The 24,963-nt window shown below is 67.1% G+C and carries 22 protein-coding genes, 1 pseudogene and 1 riboswitch; of the genes and pseudogenes, 11 read left to right on the top strand and 12 right to left on the bottom strand.

Annotation, left to right across the window (positions count from 1 at the left end):
• Positions 1-85 precede the first annotated feature (85 nt).
• The 3 genes from xdhA (at position 86) to AB7F11_RS01165 (ending at position 5,752) form a co-directional block, all read left to right on the top strand.
• Complete coding sequence (gene xdhA / locus AB7F11_RS01155; protein WP_428289905.1) at positions 86-1,582, top strand: xanthine dehydrogenase small subunit; 1,497 nt, start codon at positions 86-88, stop codon at positions 1,580-1,582.
• Between the two features lie 311 nt (positions 1,583-1,893).
• On the top strand, positions 1,894-4,449 hold the full coding sequence (locus tag AB7F11_RS01160; protein WP_428289904.1) for a molybdopterin cofactor-binding domain-containing protein: 2,556 nt from the start codon (positions 1,894-1,896) through the stop codon (positions 4,447-4,449).
• Positions 4,450-4,474: 25 nt separating this feature from the next.
• Positions 4,475-5,752 carry a hypothetical protein gene (locus AB7F11_RS01165; protein WP_428289903.1) on the top strand — a complete coding sequence of 426 codons (1,278 nt, stop codon included), beginning with the start codon at positions 4,475-4,477 and terminating at the stop codon, positions 5,750-5,752.
• A 50-nt stretch (positions 5,753-5,802) separates the two neighbouring features.
• Here the strand turns inward: AB7F11_RS01165 and AB7F11_RS01170 are convergent, their stop codons facing one another.
• The 5 genes from AB7F11_RS01170 to AB7F11_RS01190 are packed head-to-tail and all read right to left on the bottom strand — an operon-like array spanning position 5,803 to position 11,395.
• A complete protein-coding gene (locus AB7F11_RS01170) occupies positions 5,803-6,924 on the bottom strand; it encodes an MBL fold metallo-hydrolase (RefSeq protein ID WP_428289902.1) in 1,122 nt (373 codons plus the stop codon).
• Positions 6,921-8,183, bottom strand: a complete 1,263-nt coding sequence (locus AB7F11_RS01175; protein ID WP_428289901.1) for an amidohydrolase family protein — start codon at positions 8,181-8,183, stop codon at positions 6,921-6,923. The genes AB7F11_RS01170 and AB7F11_RS01175 overlap by 4 nt, the downstream gene beginning before the upstream one ends.
• Before the next feature lie 6 nt (positions 8,184-8,189).
• On the bottom strand, positions 8,190-8,819 hold the full coding sequence (gene upp / locus AB7F11_RS01180; protein WP_428289900.1) for a uracil phosphoribosyltransferase: 630 nt from the start codon (positions 8,817-8,819) through the stop codon (positions 8,190-8,192).
• A 30-nt stretch (positions 8,820-8,849) separates the two neighbouring features.
• Entirely contained in the window at positions 8,850-10,091 is a 1,242-nt protein-coding gene (locus AB7F11_RS01185; protein WP_428289899.1) for a URC4/urg3 family protein, read from the bottom strand.
• Positions 10,088-11,395, bottom strand: a complete 1,308-nt coding sequence (locus AB7F11_RS01190) for a GTP cyclohydrolase II (protein ID WP_428289898.1) — start codon at positions 11,393-11,395, stop codon at positions 10,088-10,090. Before AB7F11_RS01190 ends, AB7F11_RS01185 begins: the two co-directional genes overlap by 4 nt.
• A 173-nt stretch (positions 11,396-11,568) precedes the next feature.
• On the opposite strand from AB7F11_RS01190, the gene AB7F11_RS01195 reads away from it, so the two are divergent.
• From AB7F11_RS01195 to AB7F11_RS01210, 4 genes and pseudogenes are all read left to right on the top strand, one after another.
• Complete coding sequence (locus AB7F11_RS01195) at positions 11,569-11,868, top strand: hypothetical protein (RefSeq protein WP_428289897.1); 300 nt, start codon at positions 11,569-11,571, stop codon at positions 11,866-11,868.
• A gap of 92 nt (positions 11,869-11,960) precedes the next feature.
• Positions 11,961-12,075: riboswitch (TPP riboswitch) on the top strand.
• A gap of 59 nt (positions 12,076-12,134) precedes the next feature.
• Positions 12,135-14,003: a phosphomethylpyrimidine synthase ThiC gene (gene thiC, locus AB7F11_RS01200; protein WP_428289896.1), complete on the top strand. Its 1,869-nt coding sequence runs from the start codon at positions 12,135-12,137 to the stop codon at positions 14,001-14,003.
• A 9-nt stretch (positions 14,004-14,012) separates the two neighbouring features.
• A pseudogene (locus AB7F11_RS01205) lies at positions 14,013-14,240 on the top strand (DUF1653 domain-containing protein); the annotation flags it as partial.
• A gap of 15 nt (positions 14,241-14,255) precedes the next feature.
• Entirely contained in the window at positions 14,256-14,495 is a 240-nt protein-coding gene (locus tag AB7F11_RS01210; RefSeq protein WP_428289919.1) for an oxidoreductase-like domain-containing protein, read from the top strand.
• On the opposite strand, the gene AB7F11_RS01215 is transcribed toward AB7F11_RS01210, so the two are convergent.
• Positions 14,455-15,549 (bottom strand): PA0069 family radical SAM protein, encoded by a 1,095-nt coding sequence (locus tag AB7F11_RS01215; RefSeq protein ID WP_428289895.1) that lies wholly within the window; start codon positions 15,547-15,549, stop codon positions 14,455-14,457. The two genes, AB7F11_RS01210 and AB7F11_RS01215, sit on opposite strands and share 41 nt — an antisense overlap.
• Positions 15,550-15,603: 54 nt before the next feature.
• Here AB7F11_RS01215 and AB7F11_RS01220 point away from each other — a divergent pair, with 54 nt between their 5' ends.
• Genes AB7F11_RS01220 through AB7F11_RS01235 form a run of 4 tightly spaced genes read left to right on the top strand, consistent with a single transcriptional unit; the run spans position 15,604 to position 19,289 of the window.
• Positions 15,604-16,572: an ABC transporter ATP-binding protein gene (locus AB7F11_RS01220; protein WP_428289894.1), complete on the top strand. Its 969-nt coding sequence runs from the start codon at positions 15,604-15,606 to the stop codon at positions 16,570-16,572.
• Complete coding sequence (locus AB7F11_RS01225) at positions 16,569-17,336, top strand: ABC transporter permease (protein ID WP_428289893.1); 768 nt, start codon at positions 16,569-16,571, stop codon at positions 17,334-17,336. The genes AB7F11_RS01220 and AB7F11_RS01225 overlap by 4 nt, the downstream gene beginning before the upstream one ends.
• A 9-nt stretch (positions 17,337-17,345) precedes the next feature.
• Positions 17,346-18,566 carry a helix-turn-helix domain-containing protein gene (locus AB7F11_RS01230; RefSeq protein ID WP_428289892.1) on the top strand — a complete coding sequence of 407 codons (1,221 nt, stop codon included), beginning with the start codon at positions 17,346-17,348 and terminating at the stop codon, positions 18,564-18,566.
• Between the two features lie 45 nt (positions 18,567-18,611).
• Complete coding sequence (locus AB7F11_RS01235) at positions 18,612-19,289, top strand: hypothetical protein (RefSeq protein ID WP_428289891.1); 678 nt, start codon at positions 18,612-18,614, stop codon at positions 19,287-19,289.
• A 148-nt stretch (positions 19,290-19,437) separates the two neighbouring features.
• Here AB7F11_RS01235 and AB7F11_RS01240 read toward each other — a convergent pair whose 3' ends face one another.
• From AB7F11_RS01240 to AB7F11_RS01265, 6 genes are all read right to left on the bottom strand, one after another.
• The gene (locus AB7F11_RS01240) at positions 19,438-19,845 is read right to left on the bottom strand and encodes a DUF2177 family protein (RefSeq protein ID WP_428289890.1); all 408 of its coding nucleotides are present in this window, start codon (positions 19,843-19,845) and stop codon (positions 19,438-19,440) included.
• A 164-nt stretch (positions 19,846-20,009) separates the two neighbouring features.
• Positions 20,010-20,369: a DUF2894 domain-containing protein gene (locus tag AB7F11_RS01245; RefSeq protein WP_428289889.1), complete on the bottom strand. Its 360-nt coding sequence runs from the start codon at positions 20,367-20,369 to the stop codon at positions 20,010-20,012.
• Positions 20,362-21,027: an OmpA family protein gene (locus AB7F11_RS01250; RefSeq protein ID WP_428289918.1), complete on the bottom strand. Its 666-nt coding sequence runs from the start codon at positions 21,025-21,027 to the stop codon at positions 20,362-20,364. Before AB7F11_RS01250 ends, AB7F11_RS01245 begins: the two co-directional genes overlap by 8 nt.
• On the bottom strand, positions 21,027-22,793 hold the full coding sequence (locus AB7F11_RS01255; RefSeq protein WP_428289888.1) for a hypothetical protein: 1,767 nt from the start codon (positions 22,791-22,793) through the stop codon (positions 21,027-21,029). Before AB7F11_RS01255 ends, AB7F11_RS01250 begins: the two co-directional genes overlap by 1 nt.
• A 10-nt stretch (positions 22,794-22,803) precedes the next feature.
• Complete coding sequence (locus AB7F11_RS01260; protein ID WP_428289887.1) at positions 22,804-23,460, bottom strand: DUF3348 family protein; 657 nt, start codon at positions 23,458-23,460, stop codon at positions 22,804-22,806.
• A 70-nt stretch (positions 23,461-23,530) separates the two neighbouring features.
• Positions 23,531-24,853, bottom strand: a complete 1,323-nt coding sequence (locus AB7F11_RS01265; protein ID WP_428289886.1) for a glycerate kinase type-2 family protein — start codon at positions 24,851-24,853, stop codon at positions 23,531-23,533.
• Positions 24,854-24,963: the final 110 nt, after the last annotated feature.

Genomic DNA, 24,963 nt, shown 5'->3' on the forward strand with positions numbered 1-24,963 from the left:
ATATGCTGGTGAATGGTGTTTTGGGCATTCTGGACATATGGCTGAGCATATGTTGTGCCATGGGGTCGGCGCTATGCTGGCGCGCATGACACCCCAAAAATCAGCACAAACCCTGACCTTCCTGCGGCGCGGCCAGCCCGTAACGCTGCACCACGTCGCCCCCGACCGGACCCTGCTGGAGGTGCTGCGGGAGGATCTGCACTGCACCGGCACCAAGGAAGGCTGCGGCGAAGGCGACTGCGGCGCCTGCACCGTGGTGCTGGGCGAGGCGGTGGGCGGCAGCAAGCTGGAATACAAGGCCACCAACAGCTGCATTCGGCTGGCGCATTCGGTTCAGGGGCTGGCGGTGTGGACCGCCGAAGACATTGCCGCCCCCGGCGGCGAGCTGCACCCCGCGCAAGAGGCCATGGTGCAGTGCCACGGCAGCCAGTGCGGCTTTTGTACCCCGGGCTTTGTCATGAGCCTGTTTGGCATGTACCAGAACACGAAAGGCGGCAAGGGCATCGACCGCACCCAGGCACAGGTGGAGCTTTCGGGCAACCTGTGCCGCTGCACCGGCTACCGCCCCATTCTGGATGCGGCGCAGCAGATGGGCGCCCTGCCCCTGCCGGCCGGCTGCGGCGTGGACGAAGCCGCCACCGTGACCGCGCTGAAGAAACTCCAGCCCGCGCCGGCCGACAACTACCTGCGCCCCGCCACGCTGAAAGCGCTACTGCAGGCCCGCGCCACGAACCCCAAAGCCCAGGTGGTGGCCGGCTGCACCGACGTGGGCTTGTGGGTCACCAAGATGCACAAGCGTTTCGAGCAGGTGCTGGACGTGACGGCCGCCAGCGAGCTGCGCCGCGTGGAAAACTACCCGCACCACATCGCCATCGGCGCCGCCGTCACTTTGACCGACGCCTACGCCGCCTTGGTGAGCGAGCGCCCACCACTCAAGACCTTCGCCCAGCGCTTCGCCGGTCTGCCGGTGCGCAACTCGGGCACGCTGGGCGGCAATGTGGCCAACGGTTCGCCCATTGGGGATTCGATGCCGCTGCTGATTGCGCTGGGGGCCAACGTGGTGCTGATGCGCTGGGATGCAAAACGCGGCGCCATCACCCACCGGGAAATGCCTCTGGAGGATCTGTACACCGGGTACCGGCAGAACGTGATGAAGGCGGATGAGCTGCTTTGCTGGATCAAGGTGCCTCGGCCCGTGAAGGGTGAGACGGTCAAGGTCTACAAAATCAGCAAACGCTTCGACGACGACATCTCCGCCGTCTGCCTGGCCATCCGCATGACGGTGGAAGGCGGCACCGTGAAAGCCGTGTCCATCGGCGCTGGCGGCGTGGCCGCCACACCCGCGCGGGCTCGCCAGACCGAAGCCGCCCTGCTCGGCCAGCCCTGGACCGCCGACACCGTGATGGCCGCCACCGCCGCGCTGCGCGCCGAGTTCCAGCCCATTTCCGACATGCGCGCCAGCGCGGCCTACCGGCACGTCGTGCTGGGCAACCTGTTTCAGCGATTCTGGCTGGAGAGCCAGGGCCTGGACCGCATCAACCTGGAAAGCCTGACCGCATCCGACCTGGAGGCTTTGGCATGAACGCACGCGACAAGAACACGGCCGATACGCCGGTGGTGATGTCTTCGCGGGGGGACGCAGTGGCGGAAACCTCCCCAACGCCGGGCAAGACCTCCGCGCGGGCCCTTCGACAAGCTCAGGGCGAACGGGAGAAGTCCGTCCGGGCCGAGGCCACCACCGTTCGGGTTGAGCCTACCTCCGTTCGGGCTGAGCCTACCTCCGTTCGGGCTGAGCCTGTCGAAGCCCTCACCAACCCTTCGACAAGCTCAGGGCGAACGGGCGGGACAAGCTCAGGGCGAACGGGCGGGATGAGCTCAGTGCGAACGGGCGGAATGAGCTCAGTACAAACGGGCGGGGTGGGCTCAGCGCAAACGGCATTGCGCGCGGCCGGCGTCTCCCGCTTCCACGAAAGCGCCCGTGCCCAGGTGGCCGGCGGCGCCACCTACATCGACGACATCCCCGAGGTGCGCGGCACGCTGCACGCCGCCCCGGTATGTTCGCCCGTAGCGCACGGCAAGCTGCACGGGCTGGACGCCTCCGCCGCACTGGCGGTGCCCGGCGTGCGTGGCGTCTTCTGCGCAGCCGACATTCCAGGCGACTCGATGCTGGCCGCCTTTGCGCACGACGAACCCGTGTTCGCCACCGACACCGTACAGTTCCTCGGCCAGGTGGCCGCGCTGGTGGTGGCCGACGATGTCATGACTGCGCGCCGCGCTGCCCGGCTGGTGAAGTTCAACATCGAACCCCTGCCCGCCGTCATCAGCGTGCATGAGGCGCACGCGTTGCAGAGCTACGTTCTGCCACCGGTGCACGTGAAGCGCGGCAACGCTGCGGCCGCCCTCGCCCGAGCCCCCCAGAAAATCGAAGGCAACTTCGAGATTGGCGGCCAGGAGCATTTCTATCTCGAAGGCCAGGTGGCCTACGTGTTGCCACTGGAGCAGGACCAGTGGTGGGTGTACTCCAGCACCCAGCACCCGGGCGAGGTGCAGCACTGGGTGTCGCACGCGCTGGGGCTGGACAACCACGCCGTGACGGTGGAGTGCCGGCGCATGGGCGGCGGCTTCGGCGGCAAGGAAACGCAGGCGGGCCACCTGGCCGTGTGGGCCGCCATAGCCGCCAACAAGCTGAAGCGCCCCGTGAAGCTGCGGCTGGACCGCGACGACGACTTCATGGTCACCGGCAAGCGCCATCCTTTTGCCTACCACTACCGCGCCGGCTTCGACCAAACCGGCCTGCTCTGTGGGCTGGAGCTGGAAATGCTGGCCAACTGCGGCTTCAGCGCCGACCTCTCCGGCCCCGTGGCCGACCGCGCCATCTTCCACGCCGACAACGCCTACTTCCTGGAAGATGTGGCCATCTCCAGCTACCGCTGCAAGACGAACGTCCAGAGCCACACCGCGTTTCGCGGCTTCGGTGGTCCGCAGGGTGTGATCGTGATTGAACGCATTCTGAGCGACATCGCGCGCACGCTCGGCATGGACCCGCTTGATGTGCGCCTGCGCAACCTGTATAGCGACGAGCCGACCTCGCAAGCCCTTCGACAGGCTCAGGGCGAACGGGAATTGGGCGTGCGGGCTGAGCCTACCTCGCAAGCCCTTCGACAGGCTCAGGGCGAACGGGAATTGGGCGTGCAGGCTGAGCCGACCTCGCAAGCCCTTCGACAGGCTCAGGGCGAACGGGAAGTATCCGCTCAGGCTGAGGCAACCTCCGTTCGGACTGAGCCGACCTCCGTTCGGGCTGAGCCTGTCGAAGCCCATCCCACCCATCGCAACGTCACCCACTACCAGATGAAGGTGGAGGACAACATCCTCGAACCACTGATCTCCCGACTGGCCTTGACCAGCCGCTACCGCGAACGTCGCGATCAGATCGCTGTATGGAACTCGCAGAGCCCCGTCATCAAGAAAGGCATCTCGCTCACGCCGGTGAAGTTCGGCATCAGTTTCACCGCCACGCTGTTCAACCAGGCCGGCGCGCTGGTGCATGTGTACACCGACGGCAGCGTGCAGGTGAACCACGGCGGCACCGAAATGGGGCAGGGGCTGAACACCAAGGTGGCTGCCATCGTGGCCGACGAACTCGGCGTGCCGTTTGACAAGGTGCTCTCCACCGCTTCAGACACCAGCAAGGTGCCCAACGCCAGCGCCACCGCCGCCAGCAGTGGCACCGACCTCAACGGCCGCGCCGCGCAGTTTGCGGCCCGCCACGTGCGCGACAACCTCGCCGCCTTCGTCTCGGGCCTGGACAACTGCGGTGCAGGCGCCGTGCGTTTTGAAGGCGGGCAGGTCGTCACGCCCACCACCACGCGCAAGTTCGAAGACGTGGTGAGCGCCGCCTACGCCAACCGCATCCAGCTCTGGAGCGACGGTTTCTATCGCACGCCCAAGATCCACTACGACAAGACCACCCTCACCGGCCGGCCGTTCTACTACTTCGCCTACGGTGCCGCCGTGAGCGAGGTGGCCATTGACACGCTGACCGGCGAGAGCCGCGTGCTCAAGGTCGACATCCTTCACGACGTGGGCCACAGCATCAACCCCGCCATCGACATGGGCCAGATCGAGGGCGGCTTCGTTCAGGGCATGGGCTGGCTCACGACCGAGCAGCTCGTCTGGAACGACAAGGGCTACCTGCAGACCCACGCGCCCAGCACCTACAAAATCCCCGCCACCGGCGACATCCCCGAACACTTTAAGACCGAGCTGTGGCCCGAAGCCAATCGGGAGGACAACGTGCACGGCAGCAAGGCGGTGGGTGAGCCGCCGTTCATGCTGGCGATCAGCGTGTTTGAAGCGCTGCGGGATGCGGTGGCACAGGCCGGTGGGCGCCCTGAGGCCATGAACGCGCCGGCCACGGCGGAAGAAGTGCTTCGGGCGACAGGCCACTGACCACAACCACACGGGGAGCATCCAGATGTCCGCAGAAAACTGGTTCATCGTGCAGCTGCTCTCGGCGATCGTGGCGGCCGTCCTCGGTCTGGGGGCGGCCACCGTCCTCTTCTTCGAATCCATTGCGTCCGACACCCACGTGGAAACCGTTCGAAGCCAACTGCGCGGCGTGCTGGAGCGGCTGCAAAACTCGCCCCTGAGCGCTTTCGCCGAGAACCTGCTCTCGGCCGGGAGCTGGCTTGGCGCCATGCAGCAGCGCGCACTCGACCTGATCCTGGGCAAAGGCTCCTGGGTGGCTGGGACCCTGGGTGCCGTCGCCTGTGTGCTCGTGGTCTGGAACCAATTCGGCAAGCAATGGATGTACGTCGCCATCTCCCCCATTGCGTTGAGTGTGGTGCTTCAGATCAAGCCCTGGCGCCGGTTCTTTCATCCCTTCTCTCGCTACATGGGAGATATCGGCACCATGGCCTTCGCTGCGGCGGGTCTGCTCGCGTTCACGCAATACGCGGTCTCGCTGGACCCTCCCTGGCTGGGTGTGCTGCTGGCATTTGCCGCCTCACCGGTGGCGCTGGTCATCGCCGACACCATCCTCACCTTTGGCGACTCGCCCAACAGCATCGTCAACACCTCCCCGTCGAAAGCCCGCGCCATCTACATTGGCGCCTTGGGCCTCGGGCTCAGCGTCATTGCCACCGTTTCAGCGCTAGCCATTGGCCAGCTCAGCGAACCGGCTGTGCCCAACCCGCGCCTTTCGCTCCAGGCGGTCGCTGCGAACCTCGTCTTCGACACGCTCACGCTGATCGTCTTCGCGTGGCTGTTGCGATCGGCGCGCGGCGCCTCTGGCATCGTCTCTGTGCTCATCGTGTTCACGGGCTGCTTCGCCGCCGCCGCGGTGTTTGCCTTTGCCAGCGTGTGGGCCGCCTTTTTCGGCACCGAATCCGAACTCTCGGTGCGGGAAATGGCCCATGTGTTTCTGGGCCTGTCGCCCCGCGGGGAGGGCATCGAACTGGGCGGGTATTTCTTCCTGATGCACACCACCTTCCTGCCAGTCCTGGTTTTTCTGATCGCCCTGGCCATGGCCGTGATCGCCAGACTCTGGCTGAACTTCAGCGCCAACGTGCTCCGCACCGCCGCAGCCACCCACGTCCACCCCTACAAAGCCACTGCCGCCTTGCTGGCGGTGTTCGTGGCCCTGTTCGCCGGCATTTCAGGTGTGGCCTCAGTGGCCAAGGAAGGGGTGCGGGAGCAAAGCAAGTCGCGTGGCGCGGACAGTGCCCACCACCGTGTGTCGGTTGAAGGCTGAGACTGCATGTCCAGCGACCTGGCAGCACCCGGTTGTCGGATTTCGCGCGTTCAGTCCAGTGGCCAGGGCAGTTGCCGCTGTATCGCCGGTGGCTCAGCAGCGCGCGGAAGCTCCCCACCGCCCGTCTCCAGCCCGCGCCACCAGGGCACCACGGCTGCATGGTGTGCGGGCTCGACCGCTTCCCCCAGGCGGGGCATGAGCAGGGATGCTCCGTGGGAAGGTGCCAGCTTCAGCAGGGTTTCCACCGGCTCATCCCATTCGTGCATGGCCAGGCTGAACGTGCCCCAATGCACAGGCAGGAAAGCGCCGCCACCGAGCAGCGCGTGCGCTTTCAGGGCGTTGGCCGGGCCCAGGTGGATGTCGCCCCAGGCGGGATGAAACGCACCGACCTCGAGCATGACCAGATCGAACGGGCCCAGGCGCTCGCGGATGGTGGCGTACTCGGTGGTCAGACCTGTGTCGCCGCTGAAGAACACACGGTGCCGATCGGACTGCACCACCATCGACGACCAGAGCGTGGCGTTGCGGTCCTTGAAGCCACGCCCGGAGAAATGCTGCGAGGGCGCGGCGGTGATGGTCAGGGCCGTGCCGGGCACGCGGTGGCACTCCCACCAGTCGAGTTCGGTGATGCGCTCGGCCGCCACGCCCCAGCCTTGAAGGTGCGCTCCCACCCCGAGTGAGGTGACGAAAGGCACGCGGCTGTGCCGGGCAAGCGCACGGATCGTGGGGTAGTCCAGGTGGTCGTAGTGGTCGTGCGAGATCACCACCACATCCACTTCTGGCATGTGCCGCAGCCGCAAGGGAGCGGGCTGGAAGCGTTTGGGCCCGAGCAGGCGAAACGGGGAAGCCCTCGTTCCCCAGACGGGATCGGTCAGCACGCGGTGCCCGTCGATCTCGATGAGCACCGTGGAGTGACCGAGCCACGTGGCACGCAGGCCGCTCTGCGCGGGGCGGCTCCAGGCCTGTCGGGGATCCATCGCAGGCAGCGGTCCAGTTGGCGTGCGCCGGCCTCCGGAGCTGAGAAATTCCTTGAGCGTCGGTCGGGGCACGGTGGCGTCGCGCAGAGCCGGCAGCACCGGGTGCTGGTTGCGAAAGCCTTCGCCCGCCCAGAGGCTCGACGCCCGCATGCGCTCCAGCCGCTCGCCCTGGGCGCGTCTGCCAAATGAATTCACGGGGACACTCCTTCGCGTCCGGGCAGGTACAGGCTTGCGGTGACGGGCGCCGTCTGCGCAAGCAACGACCCTTTGCGCCATACCTTCAGGCGCGTGGCGCGCAGGCGGATCGCCTCGATGGGGTCGCGCGCCTGGAGCAGCACGAAGCTGGCATCCCGGCCCGCCTCGATGCCATGGCTGTTCAGGCCCATCACCCTCGCCGCATTCGTGGTCACGGCATCAAAACACTGGCGCATGCCCGTCTGGCTGGTCATCTGTGCGACGTGCAGGCCCATATGAGCCACTTCCAGCATGTCACCGCTGCCCAGCGAATACCAAGGATCCATCACGCAGTCGTGGCCAAAGGCCACCGTCACACCGGCGGCCATGAGCTCGGGCACGCGCGTCATGCCACGCCGCCTGGGATAGCTGTCGTGCCGTCCTTGCAACGTGATGTTGATGAGCGGGTTGGCCACCACGCTGACGCCGGATTCGGCGATCAGCGGGATGAGTTTGCTGACGTAGTAGTTGTCCATGCTGTGCATGGAGGTGAGGTGTGAGCCGTTCACCCGGCCTTGCAGACCCAGGCGATGGGTCTCGAAGGCCAGCGTCTCGATGTGGCGCGAGAGCGGGTCGTCGCTTTCGTCGCAGTGCATGTCCACCGGCAGGCCGCGCTCGGCGGCAAGTTCGCAAAGCAGCTTCACGCTGGCTGCGCCGTCGCTCATGGTGCGCTCGAAGTGGGGAATGCCGCCCACCACGTCCACCCCCAGGTCGAGCGCACGTTTGAGGTTGTCCAGGCCGCCGGGCGAGCGCAGCACGCCGTCTTGCGGGAACGCGACCAGTTGCACGTCCAGATACGGCGCCATGCGTTTCTTCGCCTCGAGCATGGCGCGCACCGGCAGCAGGCTCGGGTCGCTGGTGTCCACATGGCTGCGTATGGCCAGCAAGCCCTTGGCCACGGCCCAGTCGCCATACACCAGCGCGCGTTTCACCAGCGCTTCTTCGGTCAGCAGGGGCTTGAGTTCCCCCCAGAGCGCAATCCCTTCGAGCAGCGTGCCGCTCTGGTTGACGCGTGGCAGGCCGTAGCTGAGGGTGGCGTCCATGTGGAAGTGCGGATCGCAGAACGGCGGCGAGAGCAACTGGCCCTGCGCGTCCACCGTCTCGTGGGCCGGCGCATCCAGGCCGGGCGTCACTTCCACGATGCGTCCGCCTTGCACGGCCACCGCCATGTCGGTGCGACCATCGGGCAGGTTGGCGTGGGTGATGAGCAGGTCGAGCATCAGCGTTCACTGTGTGCCAAAGATGCGGTCACCGGCGTCGCCCAGACCCGGCAGGATGTAGCCGTGGCTGTTGAGTTCGCGGTCGATGGCGGCGGTGTAGATGGGCACGTCAGGGTGCGCGCGCTGAAGCGCGGCGATGCCTTCGGGACAGGTGAGCAGGCAGACGAACTTGATGGACCTGGGGCCGATCTCCTTGAGGCGATCAACGGCGGCGATGGCCGAGTTGCCCGTGGCCAGCATGGGATCGACCACGATCACGTCGCGCTCGTTCATGTGGGTCGGCATCTTGAAGTAGTACTCCACCGCCGTGAGCGTCTTCGGATCGCGGTACAGGCCGATGTGGCCCACGCGCGCGCCCGGCACCACGCTGAGCATGCCGTCCAGGATGCCGTTGCCCGCGCGCAGGATCGAGACGAACACCAGTTTCTTGCCGTCGATGACTTTGGCCTGCATGGTCTCCAGCGGGGTCTCGATCTCGATGTCCTGCATGGGCATGTCGCGCGTGACCTCGTAGGTCATGAGCATGGCCATTTCATTGAGCAGGCGGCGAAAGCTGTTGGTGCTGGCGTCCTTGCGGCGCATGAGGGTGAGCTTGTGCTGCACCAGGGGATGGTTGATGAGGTGGACGTTGCTCATTTGGATGATGGCCCTTCAGCGTGGAAAAAATCAGAACACCGTGCCGTCACTGGCGATGTGGAATGGCGGCAGGCCGCCACGCAGGCGCTGTGCCAGCAGCCGCCCCGCGCCCCAGGTGCCGCCTTCGAGCACGCAGGCCAGCGGCAACTGTCGGGCTGACCGACCGAGCTCGGCACGCACCAGCGGCGCGATCTCGTCCAGCAGGGCCACGGTGAGGGCACGCCATTCGACAATGAATTCGTCACCCGCCTGCCAGGTGCGCGTGGCGTGGTGGGAGGGCAAGGGAATCAGCACGCCGGCGTCGATCAACAGACCGCCATTGCGGTACTCGGGCAGGCCCGTGAGCGCATCCAGCCCGCTGACCTGAACGCCGGCCCACTCGAAGGGCTCCAGCAGCGAATAGGTGAGCCACTGCGAGAGCTTGTGGAACGGCATCCAGCCGGCCGTGAGCCCCGACCCAGGTACCGCCGGATGGGGCCAGCAATCGCCCACGGCGATGCCGCCCAGCCGGTTCTGCGCGGGCCAGATGTCGGACAGGGTGTCGAGCAGCGTCATGAGGATGTCGTGCGCCTGGAGCATTGGCGCCTGCAGCGCGTCGTACAGCGCTCCGGGGCGTCCGGCAGGCCCGTAAGTGCCTTCGTGCGCGAGCATCGCGCTTCCCAGGCGCCGCAGCAGATCGACACGGCCGTCGAGTCCCACGAGCGGATTCTCTTCGCTCACCTGGAACGCGGTGCCCAGCGTTTCGGTGGTCAGCACCGCAAGCCCGGCAGCGTCCACGCGCAGCGGCTGGCTGGGGTCGCTGGAGAACAGGCCAGCGGTGAAGGCATGAAAGCTCGCCACCCCCAGCCCCTCCGAACGCGAGAAGGTCTGTCCACTCGCAGCCTCGGCATAACGCCACGTGGCTCCAGCGCCCGCATCGAGCAGCACGCTCACCAACGCCAGGTCGATCTGCGTGCGCGCGCGTTCCGCCGCGTCCACCGGGCCCAGCAGCGCATCGAGCTGCGCGCGCCGGTCCACCTGCCCGGCCTCAAAGTGGCGCCAGCGGCTGTGGTATGGAATGCGCAGGTCGGCAAAGCGCTGTCGCGTGAGTTCGGCCACGGTGCGAGCGGCCGATCTCAGCGCCGCATCGTCCATGGCAAAAAACGCGGATTGACCGGCACGGGCACGCGCCAGCAAGGCTCCGGCGCGTTCGCGGATCGCCTCGGTGGACCGCAGCGCATTCACCGCCCCGGAGGCGGAAGTCACATCAGTCGTCGATGGAACGCCGCTCAAGCGCCCAGCCCCCTGCCTTTGGCGATCTTGAGCTCCTCCGCGCCGGGCACCATGCCTGGCGTGAAGTAGCCTGCCGCCATCTTGGCATCCATCTCCACACGCGCATCGGCAGGTATGAGTTCGTCCGGAATGTTGATCCGCTCGCCCACCTCGATGCCTCCGCCGGTGATGGCGTCGTACTTCATGTTGCTCATGGATACCAGGCGGTGAATCTTGCGCACGCCCAGCCAGTGCAGCACATCAGGCATCAGCTCCTGGAAACGCATGTCCTGCACGCCCGCCACGCACTCGGTGCGCGCAAAGTACTGGTCGGCCGTGTCGCCACCCACCTGGCGTTTGCGTGCGTTGTAGACCAGGAACTTGGTGACCTCGCCCAGCGCGCGGCCTTCCTTGCGCGAATACGCCACCAGCCCCACGCCGCCACGCTGCGCGCCGAGGATGCACTCCTCAATGGCGTGCGTGAGATAAGGCCTGCAGGTGCAGATGTCGGAACCGAACACGTCCGATCCGTTGCACTCGTCATGCACGCGCGCCGTCAGTGTCACATCGGGGTTGGCCAGGTCGCGCGGTTCGCCAAAAATGTAGACCGTCTGCCCGCCAATGGGCGGCAGGAACACCGAGAGGTCCGATCTCGTGACCAGTTCGGGGTACATGCCACCGGTCTCCTCGAAGAGCACGCGGCGCAGATCGGTCTCGCTGCAACCGAAGCGCCTGGCCACGCCCGGCAGGTACCACACCGGCTCCACCGCCACCTTGGTCACCACGGCCGCGCCGCTCGCCGTGAGGAACTTGCCGTCGGGCTTGAGGCGTTCTTTCAGCAAGGCGTCGATCACCTCCGGCAGGATCACATGCGCCTTGGTCACCGCGATGGTGGGGCGGATGTCGTAACCCGCGGCCAGCTCGGTGGCGTAGACGTCGGCCACCACCGCGCCCCAGGGGTCGATGCTGCAGATCTTTTCCGGATCGGCCCATTGCGGGTAGGGGCCGATGATGTCCGTCGGCGAGGTGTTGGTGAGATCGGCGCGGTGCTCGCGCCTGAGCGCGCCTGCCGCCACCGCCAGCGCGCGGTACACGCTGTAGCTGCCGCTGTGCGTGCCGATCACGTTGCGATGCGGCAGGTTCAGCGTGGTGCCCACCACCGGTCCGCGTTCACGCGCGGTGGCTGCGCCCCACTGGATGGGCAGCGCCCCGAACCCTCCGGAATGAGAGGTGAGGCGGATGTGCCGGGGATGCGGCGAATTGGGCGAGGGCGGGACTTCGGCGGCCACAAGGCCAGTCGGCGACGGAGAATCAGCGGACGTCATGGAGAACAGGCCCAAAAGAGCGCCACAGGCTGGCGAAACCGGCAGAGCCCTCGGCTGGACGGCTCCACCATCTGGATCAAGCAAAGCAAACTCAGTGCCAGACATCTTATGCCTGCATGCCCACAGATGGCCTCAGTACAATCGCCGACCCGCCCAAACACCGCCGCCGCCCCATGCACTACTCCGTCTCTCACCACAAGCTCAAGCTCATCCTGGCGGCCCATGGCCTCAAACCAGGCGACGCAGGTGGCATCGACCAGCTTTTTGGCGGCAAGGACGGTTACTACTGGTTCGGCACGGTGCGCGACCTCTGTCCGGAAGGCAAGACGCTGTCGTGGGAAAGCCAGTACGCGATGGTCAACGCCATCCAGGCACACGAGAACGCCACCGCCGAAGAAGACGAGATGAAGCCGCAGGTGCCCAGCGCTGCGAACATTGCAGCGCTGTCGAAGCTGCTGGCCGATCCGCTCTGAGCTTCGAAGCCACTGCTGGCCTTGTGCGGCGCTGGCCAGCTGGCGACTCGTGCGCTCTGTCATCGCAGCCCTGCCCGTCCGGTATAGACTCCAGACCTGCTCCGGGGTGCTCGGGCCTGCCAAGGTCCGGTGCTGAGATGGCTGACCAGCCGAACCCGCGAACTTGATCCGGCTAGTACCGGCGAAAGAAGAGCGCACGCACACCCTCTCGGGTGGGCGGTACTCCGGAGCATTTCTTCAATGCATTTCCACAGGAGACCGCCCCCATGAACGCCCCCGACCCCATCGCCCTGGCCTCGCTGGCTCTGAGCCGCGAGCCCTTTCCCGCCTCGCGCAAGCTGTACGTGCCCGGTGAGCTGCCGGGTGTGAAGGTGCCGATGCGCGAGATCGCGCTCACCAACGGCGAGCGCGTGGTGGTGTACGACACCTCGGGGCCCTACTCCGATCCAACGGCTGCGATCGACGTGACCCGCGGCCTGCCCGATGTCCGAGGTGGGTGGATCGAGGCGCGCGGCGACACCGAGGCGTACGCCGGCCGCGCGCGCCAGGCGGTGGACGATGGCGTGAAGCACGAAGCCAGGGACGCCGAGCGCATCGAGGCCCTGCGCGCGCAGGCATCCGGCCTGCAACGGACCCCGCGCCGCGCCCGCGCCGGCATGAACGTGACGCAGATGCACTACGCGCGCCGTGGCATCGTCACGCCCGAGATGGAATGCGTGGCGGTGCGCGAGAACGGCAAGCGCGAATGGATGGCCGAATACCTGGGCGATGCCCTGCGCGAGGCACGCCTGCGCGGCAACCCTGTTGGCGCGCGCATTCCCGATGTGATCACGCCCGAGTTCGTGCGCGACGAGGTGGCGCGCGGCCGCGCCATCATCCCGGCCAACATCAATCACACCGAGCTGGAGCCCATGGCCATCGGGCGCAACTTTCTCGTGAAGGTCAACGCGAACATCGGCAACTCGGCCGTCACCTCCAGCATTGAAGAGGAAGTGGACAAGCTGGTGTGGGCGATTCGCTGGGGTGCAGACAACGTGATGGACCTCTCCACCGGCCGCAACATCCACACCACGCGCGACTGGATCGTGCGCAATTCGCCGGTGCCCATCGGCACGGTACCGATCTACCAGGCGCTGGAGAAAGTGGGCGGGGTGGCGGAGGACCTCACCTGGGCCATCTTTCGCGACACGCTGGTCGAGCAGGCCGAACAGGGCGTGGACTACTTCACCATCCACGCCGGCCTGCGCCTGGCCTTCGTGCATCTCACGGCCAACCGGCGCACCGGCATCGTCTCGCGCGGCGGCTCCATCATGGCCAAGTGGTGCATCACGCACCACCGCGAGAGTTTTCTCTACACGCACTTCGAGGAAATCTGCGACATCATGAAGGCCTACGACGTGAGCTTCTCGCTGGGCGACGGGCTGCGCCCCGGGAGCGCGGCCGACGCCAACGACGAAGCCCAGTTCGCCGAACTGAAGACGCTGGGCGAGCTCACGCAGCTGGCGTGGAAGCACGACGTGCAGACCATGATCGAAGGGCCGGGCCACGTGCCCATGCACCTGATCCAGGCCAACATGGACGAGCAGTTGAAGCACTGCCACGAGGCACCCTTCTACACGCTCGGGCCGCTCACCATCGACATCGCACCGGGCTACGACCACATTGCCAGCGCCATTGGTGCCGCCATGATCGGCTGGATGGGCACGGCCATGCTGTGCTACGTGACGCCCAAGGAACACCTGGGCCTGCCGGACCGAGACGACGTGAAACAAGGGCTGATCGCCTACAAGATCGCAGCGCACGCTGCCGACGTGGCCAAGGGCCACCCGGGTGCCCGCGCGCGCGACGACGCCATGAGCAAGGCGCGATTCGAATTCCGTTGGCACGACCAGTTCAACCTGGGCCTGGACCCGGACACCGCGCGCGATTTTCACGACGAGACCCTGCCCAAGGACAGCAGCAAGGAAGCGCATTTCTGCAGCATGTGCGGTCCGAAGTTCTGCTCGATGAAGATCACGCAGGACGTCCGCGACTACGCCGAGAAGGGCATGGCAGCAAAATCGGCCGAGTTCAGGGCGGCAGGTGGCGCGTTCTACCTGCCGGTGGACGGGATCTCGAAGAAGACCGCCGCCTAAACTCCCCGCATGAACGACGACGACCTGCCCCCGCTGCGAGCCACCGAGCCCGGCCTGTACCGCCACTACAAGGGTGGATGGTATGAGGTGCTGGACACCGTGCGTTGCAGCGAATCCCTGCAAGGCATGACGCTGTACCGAGCGCTGTACGGCGGCTGGGGCTTGTGGGTCAGGCCAGCTGCGATGTTCGCCGAGGTGGGCATGTTCCAGGGGCGCGAGCAGCCCCGGTTCACACGGCACGACCCGGCGCAGGTGCCGCTGGCCGACCTGCCGACCGCGCAGGCGCTCATCGCCCACCTGCGCGGCCTGGCCCGGCGCCAGGGGATCGACCTCGATACCGCCCTGCGCCCACCCCCGCCCGAACCCGACACCTGCTGCGGGCGAGGCTGCAATGGCTGTGTGTGGGAAGGCTTCTACGAGGCGCTGCACCACTGGCGCATGGATGCACTGGCTAGAACAGCTCCTGCTGCGCACGCACCACCTGGGGCGTGAACTGCGAGGTATCCAGAGGCTCGCGCTCCTGGTTGAAACCCATCCGCTGGCAGGCCTTGTCGAAACGCTGGCGGATCAGGTCGGCCCAGATGCCGCTGCCCTTCATTCGCTGCGAGAAGTCGGCGTTGTAGTCCTTGCCGCCGCGCATGTCTTGCACGCGCGCCATCACGCGCGCGGCCCGGTCGGGGTAGTGCTGCTCCAGCCACTGGCGAAACATGGGGCCGAGCTCCCAGGGCAGGCGCAACACGGTGTAGAAGGCGCGGCGCGCGCCGGCATCCCGTGCGGCTTGCAGCACCTGTTCCATGTCGTCGTTGATGAACGGAATCTGCGGCGCCACGCTCACGCCCACGGGAATCCCCGCTTCGGTCAGTGTCCGGATGGTGCGCAGGCGCCGGTGCGGTGCGGCCGCGCGAGGCTCCAGGATGCGTGCGAGCTTCGCGTCCAGCGTGGTGATGGTCACGTACACCGCCGCCAGGCCCTGCGCGGCCATGGGTGCCAGCAGGTCGATGTCGCGCTCCACGCCGCTGCCTTTGGTGACGATGGCCAGCGGATGGCGTGTGTCCGCTAGCACCTGCAGCACGCCGCGCATGAGCTGCAGTTCGCGCTCGATCGGCTGGTAGGCGTCCGTCACGGTGCCGATGGCGAGCAGGCCCGGCGCGTGGCGCGGGCTGGCGAGTTCGCGCCGAAGCACCTCGGCCACGTTGCGCTTGGCGATCAGCTTCGTTTCGAAGTCGAGCCCGGGCGAGAGGTTGAGGTAGCTGTGCGTGGGGCGGGCGTAGCAATACACACAGCCGTGTTCGCAACCGCGGTAGGGATTGAGGCCGAGGTGAAAGCCAATGTCGGGTGAGTTGTTGTGGGTGATGGCGCTCTTGCAGTCTTCCCAGCTCAGCTCCGTGACGGGCGGTGGTGCATCGTTCCGAGCGAGCGCGGTCTCGTCGAGCGCGCCCCAGCCGTCGTCGAAAGCGGCACGCGCATCGCGTTCGAAGCGGTGCGGCTGCCGCTGGGCGATGCCGCGGCCCTTGATGGCCTGAATGGGAATGTGGACGCTTTTCATGAAGATGACCACTGTACACAAAACCAGTGTAGAGTGCGCCATCCAGGAGGCTCCATGAACCCATCGTTACAGGCGGTCAACACCGCCGACCCCATCGTGTCCGTGCGAGGCGTCAGCAAGACCTACCCGGGCGGATTCCAGGCGCTCAAGCGTGTGGACCTCGACATCCGCCGGGGCGAAATCTTTGCCCTGCTCGGCCCCAACGGCGCTGGCAAGACCACGCTCATCAGCATCGTCTGTGGCATTGCCAAGCCCAGTGAAGGCGTGGTGCTGGCCGATGGGCACGACACCGAGCGCGACTACCGCCTGGCGCGCGAGGCCATCGGCCTGGTGCCCCAGGAACTGCACACCGATGCGTTCGAAACCGTCTGGGCCACGGTGAGCTTCAGCCGGGGCCTGTTCGGCAAGCCGCCCAACCCGGCCCACATCGAAAAGGTGCTGAAAGATCTCTCGCTCTGGGACAAGAAAGACAACAAGATCATGACGCTCTCGGGCGGCATGAAACGGCGCGTGCTGATCGCCAAAGCACTCTCGCACGAGCCGAAGATCCTGTTTCTGGACGAACCCAGCGCGGGTGTGGACGTGGAGCTGCGGCACGACATGTGGCGCATGGTGCGCAAGCTGCGCGAAGGCGGTACCACCATCATCCTCACCACGCACTACATCGAGGAAGCCGAAGACATGGCCGATCGCATCGGCGTGATCAACCACGGTGAGCTCATCGTGGTGGAAGACAAGGACGTGCTCATGCGAAAACTGGGCAAGAAGCAACTCACGCTCACGCTGCAACACACGCTGCGAAGCCTGCCCGAAGCGCTGGCGGGATGGCCGCTCGAACTCTCGGGCAACGGGCTTACGCTCACCTACACCTTCGACACGCAGAAGGAAGAAACCGGCATCGCCGATCTGCTGCGCACACTCGCCGGCCAAGGCATTGATTTCAAGGACCTGCAATCCAGCGAGAGTTCGCTCGAAGATATCTTTGTCAGCCTGGTCCACAAGAAGCAGGAGACCCCGGCATGAGCCTCAACATCCACGGCATCAAGGCCATCTACCGTTTCGAGATGGCGCGCACCTTTCGCACGATCTCCCAGAGCATCATGGCGCCGGTGCTCACCACCTCGCTGTATTTCATCGTCTTTGGCACCGCCATCGGCTCGCGCATGGGCAACATTGACGGTGTCACCTACGGCGCTTTCATCATCCCCGGCCTGGTCATGCTCTCGCTCCTGAGCGAGAGCATCTCCAATGCGTCCTTCGGCATCTACATGCCCAAGTGGTCCGGCACCATCTACGAGCTGCTGTCGGCGCCGGTCTCATGGATCGAGGTGCTGCTGGGCTATGTGGGGGCGGCGGCAACCAAGTCGGTCATGCTGGGCCTGCTCATCCTGATCACCGCCCGCGTGTTCGTGCCCTACCACATCGCCCACCCGGGCTGGATGGTCGGTTTCCTGCTGCTCACCGCCGTCACCTTCAGCCTGTTCGGCTTCATCATTGGCCTGTGGGCCGACAGCTTCCAGAAGCTGCAGGTGATTCCGCTGCTGGTGGTCACACCGCTCACATTCCTGGGCGGTGCGTTCTACTCCATCAGCATGCTGCCTCCGATGTGGCAGACCGTGTCGCTGGTCAACCCGGTGGTCTACCTCATCAGCGGCTTCCGCTGGGCCTTCTATGGCGTGGCCGACGTGCATATTGCCGTGAGCACGGGCATGACGCTGGTCTTCATGGCAACCTGCCTGGGCTTCATCTGGTGGGTGTTCAAGACGGGGTACAAGCTGCGGCGCTGAAGGCCGGCCATGGATTCGCTCATCGCCGCCTCTGCCCGCGCACTGGCCGCTGGCGATGCATTGGCTGCCCTGAAACATGTGGCGCTGCGCGAAGATCCACCGGCGCTGGCGCTGCGTGGCATCGCCATGGCGCAGCTGGGCGAGCACGCACGTGCTCGCGAACTGCTGCAGCGCGCGGCCCGCCGGTTTGGCAGCCACGAAACCCTGGCGCGCGCGCGATGCGCGGTCGCCGAAGCCGAGGTGGCCATGGCCATGCGCGACTTTCGGGGCTCCGTCAACACCCTGGCCGCCGCGGCGCAGACGCTGGCGTCGCACGGCGATCGCCGCAATGCGCTCCAGGCGCGCCTGATCGCGGCACGCCGGCTGGTGTTGCTCGGCCGGCTGGACGAAGCCGCAAACTTGCTGGAGCGGATCGACACGCAGGGCCTTTTGCCGCTGCTGGCGGCGGTGGCCGAACTCACCGCGGCCGAACTCGCGCTGCGATCGCTGCGCGTGGGCGCGGCGCGCGCAGCCCTCATCCGGGCCCACGAGGCCGCCGAGCGTGCCGGTGTGCCTGCGCTGCAGGTCGAGGTGGCGCAGGCGCGTGCCACCCTTGACCGCCCGGCCGCCCGGTGCCTGGGCACCGGCGGCGAGCAGACGCTGTTGCTCGATGAGGTCGCTGCGCTCATGGCCTCGGATGCGCTGGTGGTCGATGCCTGTCGTCGCGGGCTGGCTGCTGGCGCCGAATGGCAGCCACTGGCCCGCCGTCCCGTCCTTTTCACGCTGGCGCGCGCGCTGGCCGAAGCCTGGCCCGGCGATGTGGACCGGGAAAGCCTCATTGCACAGGCCTTCCGCACCCGCCGCCCCGACGAGACCCACCGCGCGAGGCTGCGGGTCGAGATCGGTCGCCTGCGTGCGCTCATCGCCACGCTCGCAGGCATCGAGGCCACGGCGCGCGGCTTCGCGTTGAGGCCTCTCGATGAGCGCCCTGTGGTCGTGCTCGCCCCACCCATCGACGGTGAACAGGCGTCGGTGGTGGCGCTGCTCTCGGACGGCGCGGCCTGGTCGACCTCCGCCCTGGCCCTCGCGCTGGGTTCCAGTCAACGCACGGTGCAGCGCGCGCTGGCCGAACTCGAAGCCGCCGGCCGGGTTCGCGCCATCGGGCAGGCCAGGGCGCGCCGCTGGCAGGCGCCACCCTTCACGGAATTCACGACGATCTTGTTACTCCCCGCTGTGCCACCGATTGCCTAGAGTGGCGCCATGGCTTCGTTCCGAGGCCAACCCACAGGAGCCCACATGCCCGACACCACCAGCACCACCCTCCAAGCCAATCCGCGCGCCAAGGCACGCGCCGCCGAAATCGTCCGGGAGTACGGCCCCTTCGCCGACACGGAACTCGCCCATGGCGTCACCTTCGACGGCCAGCGCGTCTGGGTCGCCACGGGCACCACCCTCGTCGCCTTCGATCCCGCCAGCGGCCAGCCCACGCGCACGCTGACCTGCGTGGGCGACGCCGGCACCGCCTTTGACGGCACGCACCTCTACCAGATTGCCGAGCAGCGCATCGACAAGATCGACCCCTCGACGGGCCAGATCCTCGCCACCATTCCTGCCCCAGGCCAGGGCGCTGACTCCGGACTCGCCTGGGCCGAAGGCAGCCTGTGGGTGGGCCAGTACCGCAACCGCACCATTCACCAGATCGACCCAGCCACCGGTGCGATCCGGCGCACCATCGAGTCCAACCGCTTCGTCACTGGCGTGACCTGGGTCGACGGCGAACTCTGGCATGGCACCTGGGAAGGCGACGAAAGCGACATCCGCCGCATCGACCCGATCAGCGGCGAGCTGCTCGAACGGCTGGAGATGCCGGCAGGAGCGGGTGTGAGCGGGCTCGAGTCCGATGGGGCCGACCTGTTCTATGCCGGCGGGGGGCCCAGCGGCAAGGTGCGCGCGGTGCGCCGCCCGAGACGCTGAAGGCCGAGCGCGGCACAGGGGCCTTTCGATGGTGCAGAAGGCCGGCGCGGTCCCCCCCTGCTGGGCGCCCAATGAGGCGTCGCGGGTGTCACGGATCAACGCACCGCTGGCTCGAACCATCGCGGGCGGCGCGGCATGCGCGGTGGCGTCAAGCCGCGGGCACCCAGTCCATGACCAGCTTGCCGCCCGCCGCCGCCGCCCCGCTCACGAAAGTGCCCCAGGCGATGTCGATCAGCGAAAGCTGCCAAGGCCAGTCGCGCAGTGTGGCGAGGTTGGTGAGGTCGTAGGTCGCGTAGGCAAAAAAGCCGAACAGCGCGGCCATGAGCAGCGTGTGGCCCCATTCGTGGCCGCCGGACTGCGGCGACACGCCAAACAGCACCACACCAGCGGCATACAGCGCATAGAAGGCCACCGCCACCGCGATGTTGGGCCGCTCCGACATCAGATGCCCGATGCCCTGCTGGTACATCGGTTTGGCAATCACGCCGAGCCAGATCAGGTCCAGCACGATCATGACGATCAGGGTGCCAGCGTACGCTGCGAAATATTTGCTCATGGCCGGGAGTATCTACCGCTCGCCGCGGCGATGCACGCTCAGGGGATTCGTCAACCGGGGGCCGTTGGGCACGGCGATCCGGACGACGATGGGCGAGGTACGCCATGCCCTTCACCGAAACCCTGGAACGCTTCATCGCCCGCGTCGAGCAGGGCGGGCCACGCTCATCGCTTCCTGCGCGCTGCCCTGGGGTTTCCCGATGGCTGCTTGAGCCTGCTCCCCGCCTGATCCAGCCACAGCAATGCGTCGGCGTGCGCCACAAAACGCCGCAGGTAGTCCGGCGAGAGTTCGCGCAGCAGCCCCAGCGTGCGCAGCACCAGCATGTGCGAATTGAGCGGGCCTGCGTTCTCGGGGCCGCGCTGCACGGCTTCGGTCACCTGGTCTTCGGTGGCGAAGCGGGCCCAGGATTCACGGAAGGCCTGGACGCTCTTGAGCTCGCTTCGTGCGGGTGCGACCTGGGCGATGTGATGGTTGAGCTCGGCGAGGGGAGAACGGGGTCTGGGCTCAGGGCGAACGTCACTCACGGGGCGGGGCCTTCGATGGGGTGGCCTTGGGCACCGGTGCCATTTCCACCCTTCGGTTGAGCGCACGGCCTTTTTCATCGGTGTTGGAGGCCACGGGTTGTTCGGCGCCGAACGCGGCGCTGAAGACGCGCTGGGGTGGCATGCCTTCCTGGATCAGGGCGCGGGTGACGGTGAGGGCGCGCTGGGCGGAGAGTTCGAGGTTGTCGGCAAAGCGCTGGTTGGTGGCCTGCACAGGGCGGTCGTCGGTGAAGCCGCTGACCATCAGCATCTCGTCGCGTTCGCCCAGGTACACCTGCAGCGGCGGCACCAGGCTCTGCAGAATCAGCCGGCCTTCGGGGCGGAGTTCGTCGGAGTTCAAGGCGAACAGCACGCTCCCGCTGATCCCGATGCGCCCGTTGTCCAGCGTCACGCGGCCGTTCTGCAGGGGAATGGCGAGCGCTTTTTCCAGCGCCATGCGGCGCTGTTCTTCCTGCTGGCGTTTCTGCACCTCGGCCTGCAGGCTGGCCACCAGGTCCATCTGCACCACGAGCACCCCCACCAGGATGAGCACGAAGGCGCCGACCAGGCCGGACATGAGATCGCCGAACACGGCCCACACCGGCGCGGTGCGGTCGGTAGCTTCGTCGTCGTCGAGGAGGCGGTCGTCCAGGCCGGTCATCATGCGACGGCTTTCTTCTCGGCCCTGGCCACGGGTTCGGCACTGCGCAGGCGCCGCAGGTCTTCCAGAATCCCTTGCTGCGAGGTGATGCTGAGGTCAATCACTTCGCGGGCCTGGGCCACGTAGTAGGCGAGCTGTTCGTCGCTGCGGGCGATCGACTGGCTCACGGCGGCCTCGATGCCTTGCAGGCTCGCAATGAGTTTTTCGTTGGTGGAGCTGAAGCCTTGCACGCCGTGCCCAAACGCTTCGCCCAGGCTGGCAAGCTCGATGGTGCTGCCCTTGACCTGCGCAGCCATGTCTTCAGCCCGCACGGCCTGCGCGCCCACGGTTTCGGCAAACTGGCGGCCCACCTGTTCGAGCACGGCGCCGGCCGATGTGACGAGCGATTCGATGGCCAGGCGTTGCTCGCCGGTGGCCTGCTCCACGCTCTTGAGCAGGCCGTCGATCTCGCTCATCAGCGCGGTGCGTTCCTGCAGCGCGCGGTTGTCGCGCTCGGTGAGCGCGCTCATCTCGCTGCGCAGTTGCGTCATCACCTGGGCGGCGGCCCGGGGCGCTTCTGCGGCGGTGTGCAGCAGGCGTTGCATGACCGCTTCGCCGCGTGCGGATTCTTCGCTGCGCAAGGTGGCGAGTTCGTTGCGCCAGAGGGTGGCGGTCTGGGCCAACTGGTCGTTGGCCGCCTGTTGTTGCTGCAAGGTCTGCGCGCCAGCCTGTTTCCATTCGCCTTGCAGCGTGGTGGCCAGGGTCTGAAGGGAGGCGGCCCAGGCGGCCTGTCGCTCCTCCAGACGCTCGGTCAGGCTTGCCATCTGTGCCTGCACCGCGTCGTTCACGCGCTGGTGCTGGCGGGTGGTGTCCTGCGTGATGGCGTTCATGGCGCTGGTCACCACGGGCTGCAGGCTTTCGCCGGCCGCGCGGGCGCTGGCGGCCAGGCTCTCTTTGAGCGATTGCTCCACCGAACGGGCCAGGCCGCTGAACGCCTCGCTCGCTTCGCGGTGGAAGTGCGCCTGCCGCGCCAGCAGTTGTTCGTCCTGTTGCTGGCTACGGCGTTCCATCTGCTCCATCAGCGCGCCCAGCTGGTTCACCACCGCGGGCAGCGCGCCGGCCTGTTGCTGCAAGGCCTTGAAGGTTTCCAGCCGCTGGTGCGCGAGCGAGAAGGGGTGCAAGGTGGTGGCGGTGAGCGTGTCCAGTTGCCGGGCCACCTCTTGCCGTTCGCGCCGGCTCAGGGCAGACATCAGGCCGAGCATGGCCGAGGTCGCCACGCCCACCACCGAGGTGCCGAAGGCCAGGCCCAGGCCCTTGATGGGCGTGGCCAGCGCCGAGCGGATGGCCTGCAGGTCGGCCGAACCTTCGAGCGTGAACACCACGCCCTTGAAGGTGACCACCATGCCCAGAAAGGTGCCGAGCATGCCGAGCATCACCAGCAGGCCAATCAGGTAGGGCGTGAGTGCAAGGCCAGGCAGTACACCCCGCTCGCCTTGGACCCGCTGGCGCACGGCGTTCTGCAAGGCGGTCGGCACGCTTGCAAGCCAGTCGTCCAGGCGCTCCAGCGGCTGGGGTACATGGTTCAGCGCCTGGGCGAGCGATGCGGTGACCGCGCGAAAGCGCCGGATCTCCTGTGCGCCGAGCAGGTAGACCGCACCGATGAGCACGGTCATGGCCAGGGCGATGGCGCTGGTGCCCACAAAACCCGAGCCCACCCAGGCGATGGCGACGAGGCCGAGGACGAAGGCAAGGATCAGAAACGAACGGTTCAAGGTGGGGCTGCTCATGGGTGCGTGTTCAGTTCGTGTCGTGGTTCAACGCTTCGACCAGACCCGTCACGGGCTGGAGACGCAGCTCCAGTTCGGCGCGCAGGGTCTGCTGGAAGTCGTGTTCGAAATGGGGTGGCCAGCCGTCGGGATCGGACTGGCGCAGTAGCTGAAAGCGGGCTTTCAGGAAGGCGGGCACGCCCGCGAGCAACTTCTGCTCGCGCCCGCCAAGCATCTGGTCCAGCACCGCGTCGAGTGCCGCGAGCTGCGCCAGCCGGGGCGTGGCCTGGGCCAGCATCTGGCGCAGATGGCCACGAAAGGCGTCGATGGCCATTTCCATGCGGCGCTGCTGATCCAGGTAGCGCTGGTGGTGGGGAGCGAATTCGGCGTCGGCCGCCTCCACCGGATGGATGGGCGGGGCTTGGATGGCCTTGGCCAGCGTGGCGCGCACGCGCTGCAACTCGGCCTGGGCGGCATCCGAATGCGGGGGCGGGCCCGCGCGGCGCAGCGTCCTGATCGCGGGCAGGCTCTGGTGCGCCGAATGCAGCGCAATCGCATCGGCCACGTTCAGCCACTCGCCCAGGCGCTCCCCGATGTCCCGCCTGTGAGGGAAGTCATCGGCTTCGACAGGCCACCACGCGGCGAGCTGTCGCACCAGCGGAGAACGGTTGAAATGGCTGAAACGCAAACACTTTTCCTTTGGAACACTTCGCCCGGCCGCTGGACACCGCCGCCGGCCCGGGGCAGGCCGGGGTCGCTCAGACCACCAGCACGGCTCGAAAGTCGTTCACGTTGGTGTGCGTGGGCCCGGTGATGACCAGATCGCCGATCGGCTGGAAGAAGCCGTAAGCGTCGTTGCGAGCCAGGTGGTCGGTGACCTTGAGGCCCTGTGCGCTGGCCCGAGCGAGCGTGTCGGGCGTGACCAGCGCGCCCGCATTATCTTCCACCCCGTCGATGCCATCGGTATCGGCCGCCAGGGCCCACACCCCGGCCTGCCCACCCAGCGCTTGCGCCAGGCCCAGGCAGAACTCGCCGGCACGCCCGCCCCGGCCCCTGGCCTGGCCCTCGGCGCGCGGGCGCACCGTGACCGTGGTTTCGCCACCGCTGAGGATGACGCAGGGTGTCTGAAAGCTGCTGCGCCCCAGAGCGGTGGAGCGCGCCAGGGCGGCATGCACCTTGCCCACCTCGCGCGACTCACCTTCGATTTCGTCGCTGAGCAGCAGCACATTCAGCCCCAGGGCGCGTGCCGCCTCGGCGGCCGCTTCCAGGCTTTGCTGCGGTGTGGCAATCAGTTGCACCTCGTGGCCTTGCAGGCGCGGGTCGCCGGGCTTGGGGGTTTCGAGCGCGCCGTTCTCCAGTTGCAGGCGCACCGAGGCTGGCACGTCGATGCCATACCGGCGCAGGATCTCCAGTGCCTCGGCGCAGGTGGAAGCGTCGGCCACGGTGGGGCCGCTGGCGATCACGCTCACGTCGTCGCCGGGCACGTCGCTGATGGTGAGCGTGACCACGCGCGCCGGCGCGCAAGCCGCGGCGAGCCGCCCGCCCTTGATGCGCGAAAGGTGCTTGCGCACGGTGTTCATCTCGCCAATGTGCGCGCCGCTCTCCAGCAGCTGACGGTTGATGCGCTGCTTGTCTTCCAGCGTGAGGCCATCGCAAGGCAGCGTGAGCAAGGCCGAGCCGCCGCCGGAGATGAGGCAGAGCACAAGGTCGTCGGCGGTGAGGCCTTCGGTGAGTTGCAGGATGCGCTGGGCGGCTGCGAGTCCCGCGGCGTCGGGCACCGGGTGTGAGGCCTCCACCACTTCGATGCGCTGCGGCACACCCGCCGGGCGCGGCGGCGTGTGGTGATAACGGGTGACGACCAGGCCACCGAGGGGGGCATCGGTGGGCCAGAGCGCTTCCACGGCCTGCGCCATGGCGCCACCGGCCTTGCCGGCACCCAGCACGAGGGTACGGCCCTTGGGGGGCCTGGGCAGGTGGTCTGCCGTGTTGTGCAGGGGCAATGCGCGCTTCACGGCCACGTCGTACAGGTGGCGCAGCAGGGCGCGTGGGTCGGTCAGGCTGGGGATGGTTGGCTGAGACATGGGGCAAGTTTAGTGCTGGCATGCCATCGCCTGGACCGGTGTGCCCGCCCCCGTTCGGGCTGAACCTGTCGAAACCTGGGCGGGATGCCCTTCGACGGGCTCAGGCCCTT

This window comes from Hydrogenophaga sp. (genome assembly GCF_050250835.1).
Classification (GTDB): Bacteria; Pseudomonadota; Gammaproteobacteria; order Burkholderiales; family Burkholderiaceae_C; genus Hydrogenophaga.

What these genes read in the sequence shown, in the direction of transcription:
- xdhA (WP_428289905.1), top strand. Translation starts at nt 86, where the DNA reads ATGACACCCCAAAAATCAGCACAAACCCTGACCTTCCTGCGGCGCGGC.
- AB7F11_RS01160 (WP_428289904.1), top strand. Translation starts at nt 1,894, where the DNA reads ATGAGCTCAGTACAAACGGGCGGGGTGGGCTCAGCGCAAACGGCATTG.
- AB7F11_RS01165 (WP_428289903.1), top strand. Translation starts at nt 4,475, where the DNA reads ATGTCCGCAGAAAACTGGTTCATCGTGCAGCTGCTCTCGGCGATCGTG.
- AB7F11_RS01175 (WP_428289901.1), bottom strand. Translation starts at nt 8,183, where the DNA reads ATGCTCGACCTGCTCATCACCCACGCCAACCTGCCCGATGGTCGCACC.
- upp (WP_428289900.1), bottom strand. Translation starts at nt 8,819, where the DNA reads ATGAGCAACGTCCACCTCATCAACCATCCCCTGGTGCAGCACAAGCTC.
- AB7F11_RS01190 (WP_428289898.1), bottom strand. Translation starts at nt 11,395, where the DNA reads ATGACGTCCGCTGATTCTCCGTCGCCGACTGGCCTTGTGGCCGCCGAA.
- AB7F11_RS01195 (WP_428289897.1), top strand. Translation starts at nt 11,569, where the DNA reads ATGCACTACTCCGTCTCTCACCACAAGCTCAAGCTCATCCTGGCGGCC.
- thiC (WP_428289896.1), top strand. Translation starts at nt 12,135, where the DNA reads ATGAACGCCCCCGACCCCATCGCCCTGGCCTCGCTGGCTCTGAGCCGC.
- AB7F11_RS01215 (WP_428289895.1), bottom strand. Translation starts at nt 15,549, where the DNA reads ATGAAAAGCGTCCACATTCCCATTCAGGCCATCAAGGGCCGCGGCATC.
- AB7F11_RS01220 (WP_428289894.1), top strand. Translation starts at nt 15,604, where the DNA reads ATGAACCCATCGTTACAGGCGGTCAACACCGCCGACCCCATCGTGTCC.
- AB7F11_RS01225 (WP_428289893.1), top strand. Translation starts at nt 16,569, where the DNA reads ATGAGCCTCAACATCCACGGCATCAAGGCCATCTACCGTTTCGAGATG.
- AB7F11_RS01230 (WP_428289892.1), top strand. Translation starts at nt 17,346, where the DNA reads ATGGATTCGCTCATCGCCGCCTCTGCCCGCGCACTGGCCGCTGGCGAT.
- AB7F11_RS01235 (WP_428289891.1), top strand. Translation starts at nt 18,612, where the DNA reads ATGCCCGACACCACCAGCACCACCCTCCAAGCCAATCCGCGCGCCAAG.
- AB7F11_RS01240 (WP_428289890.1), bottom strand. Translation starts at nt 19,845, where the DNA reads ATGAGCAAATATTTCGCAGCGTACGCTGGCACCCTGATCGTCATGATC.
- AB7F11_RS01250 (WP_428289918.1), bottom strand. Translation starts at nt 21,027, where the DNA reads ATGACCGGCCTGGACGACCGCCTCCTCGACGACGACGAAGCTACCGAC.
- AB7F11_RS01255 (WP_428289888.1), bottom strand. Translation starts at nt 22,793, where the DNA reads ATGAGCAGCCCCACCTTGAACCGTTCGTTTCTGATCCTTGCCTTCGTC.
- AB7F11_RS01265 (WP_428289886.1), bottom strand. Translation starts at nt 24,853, where the DNA reads ATGTCTCAGCCAACCATCCCCAGCCTGACCGACCCACGCGCCCTGCTG.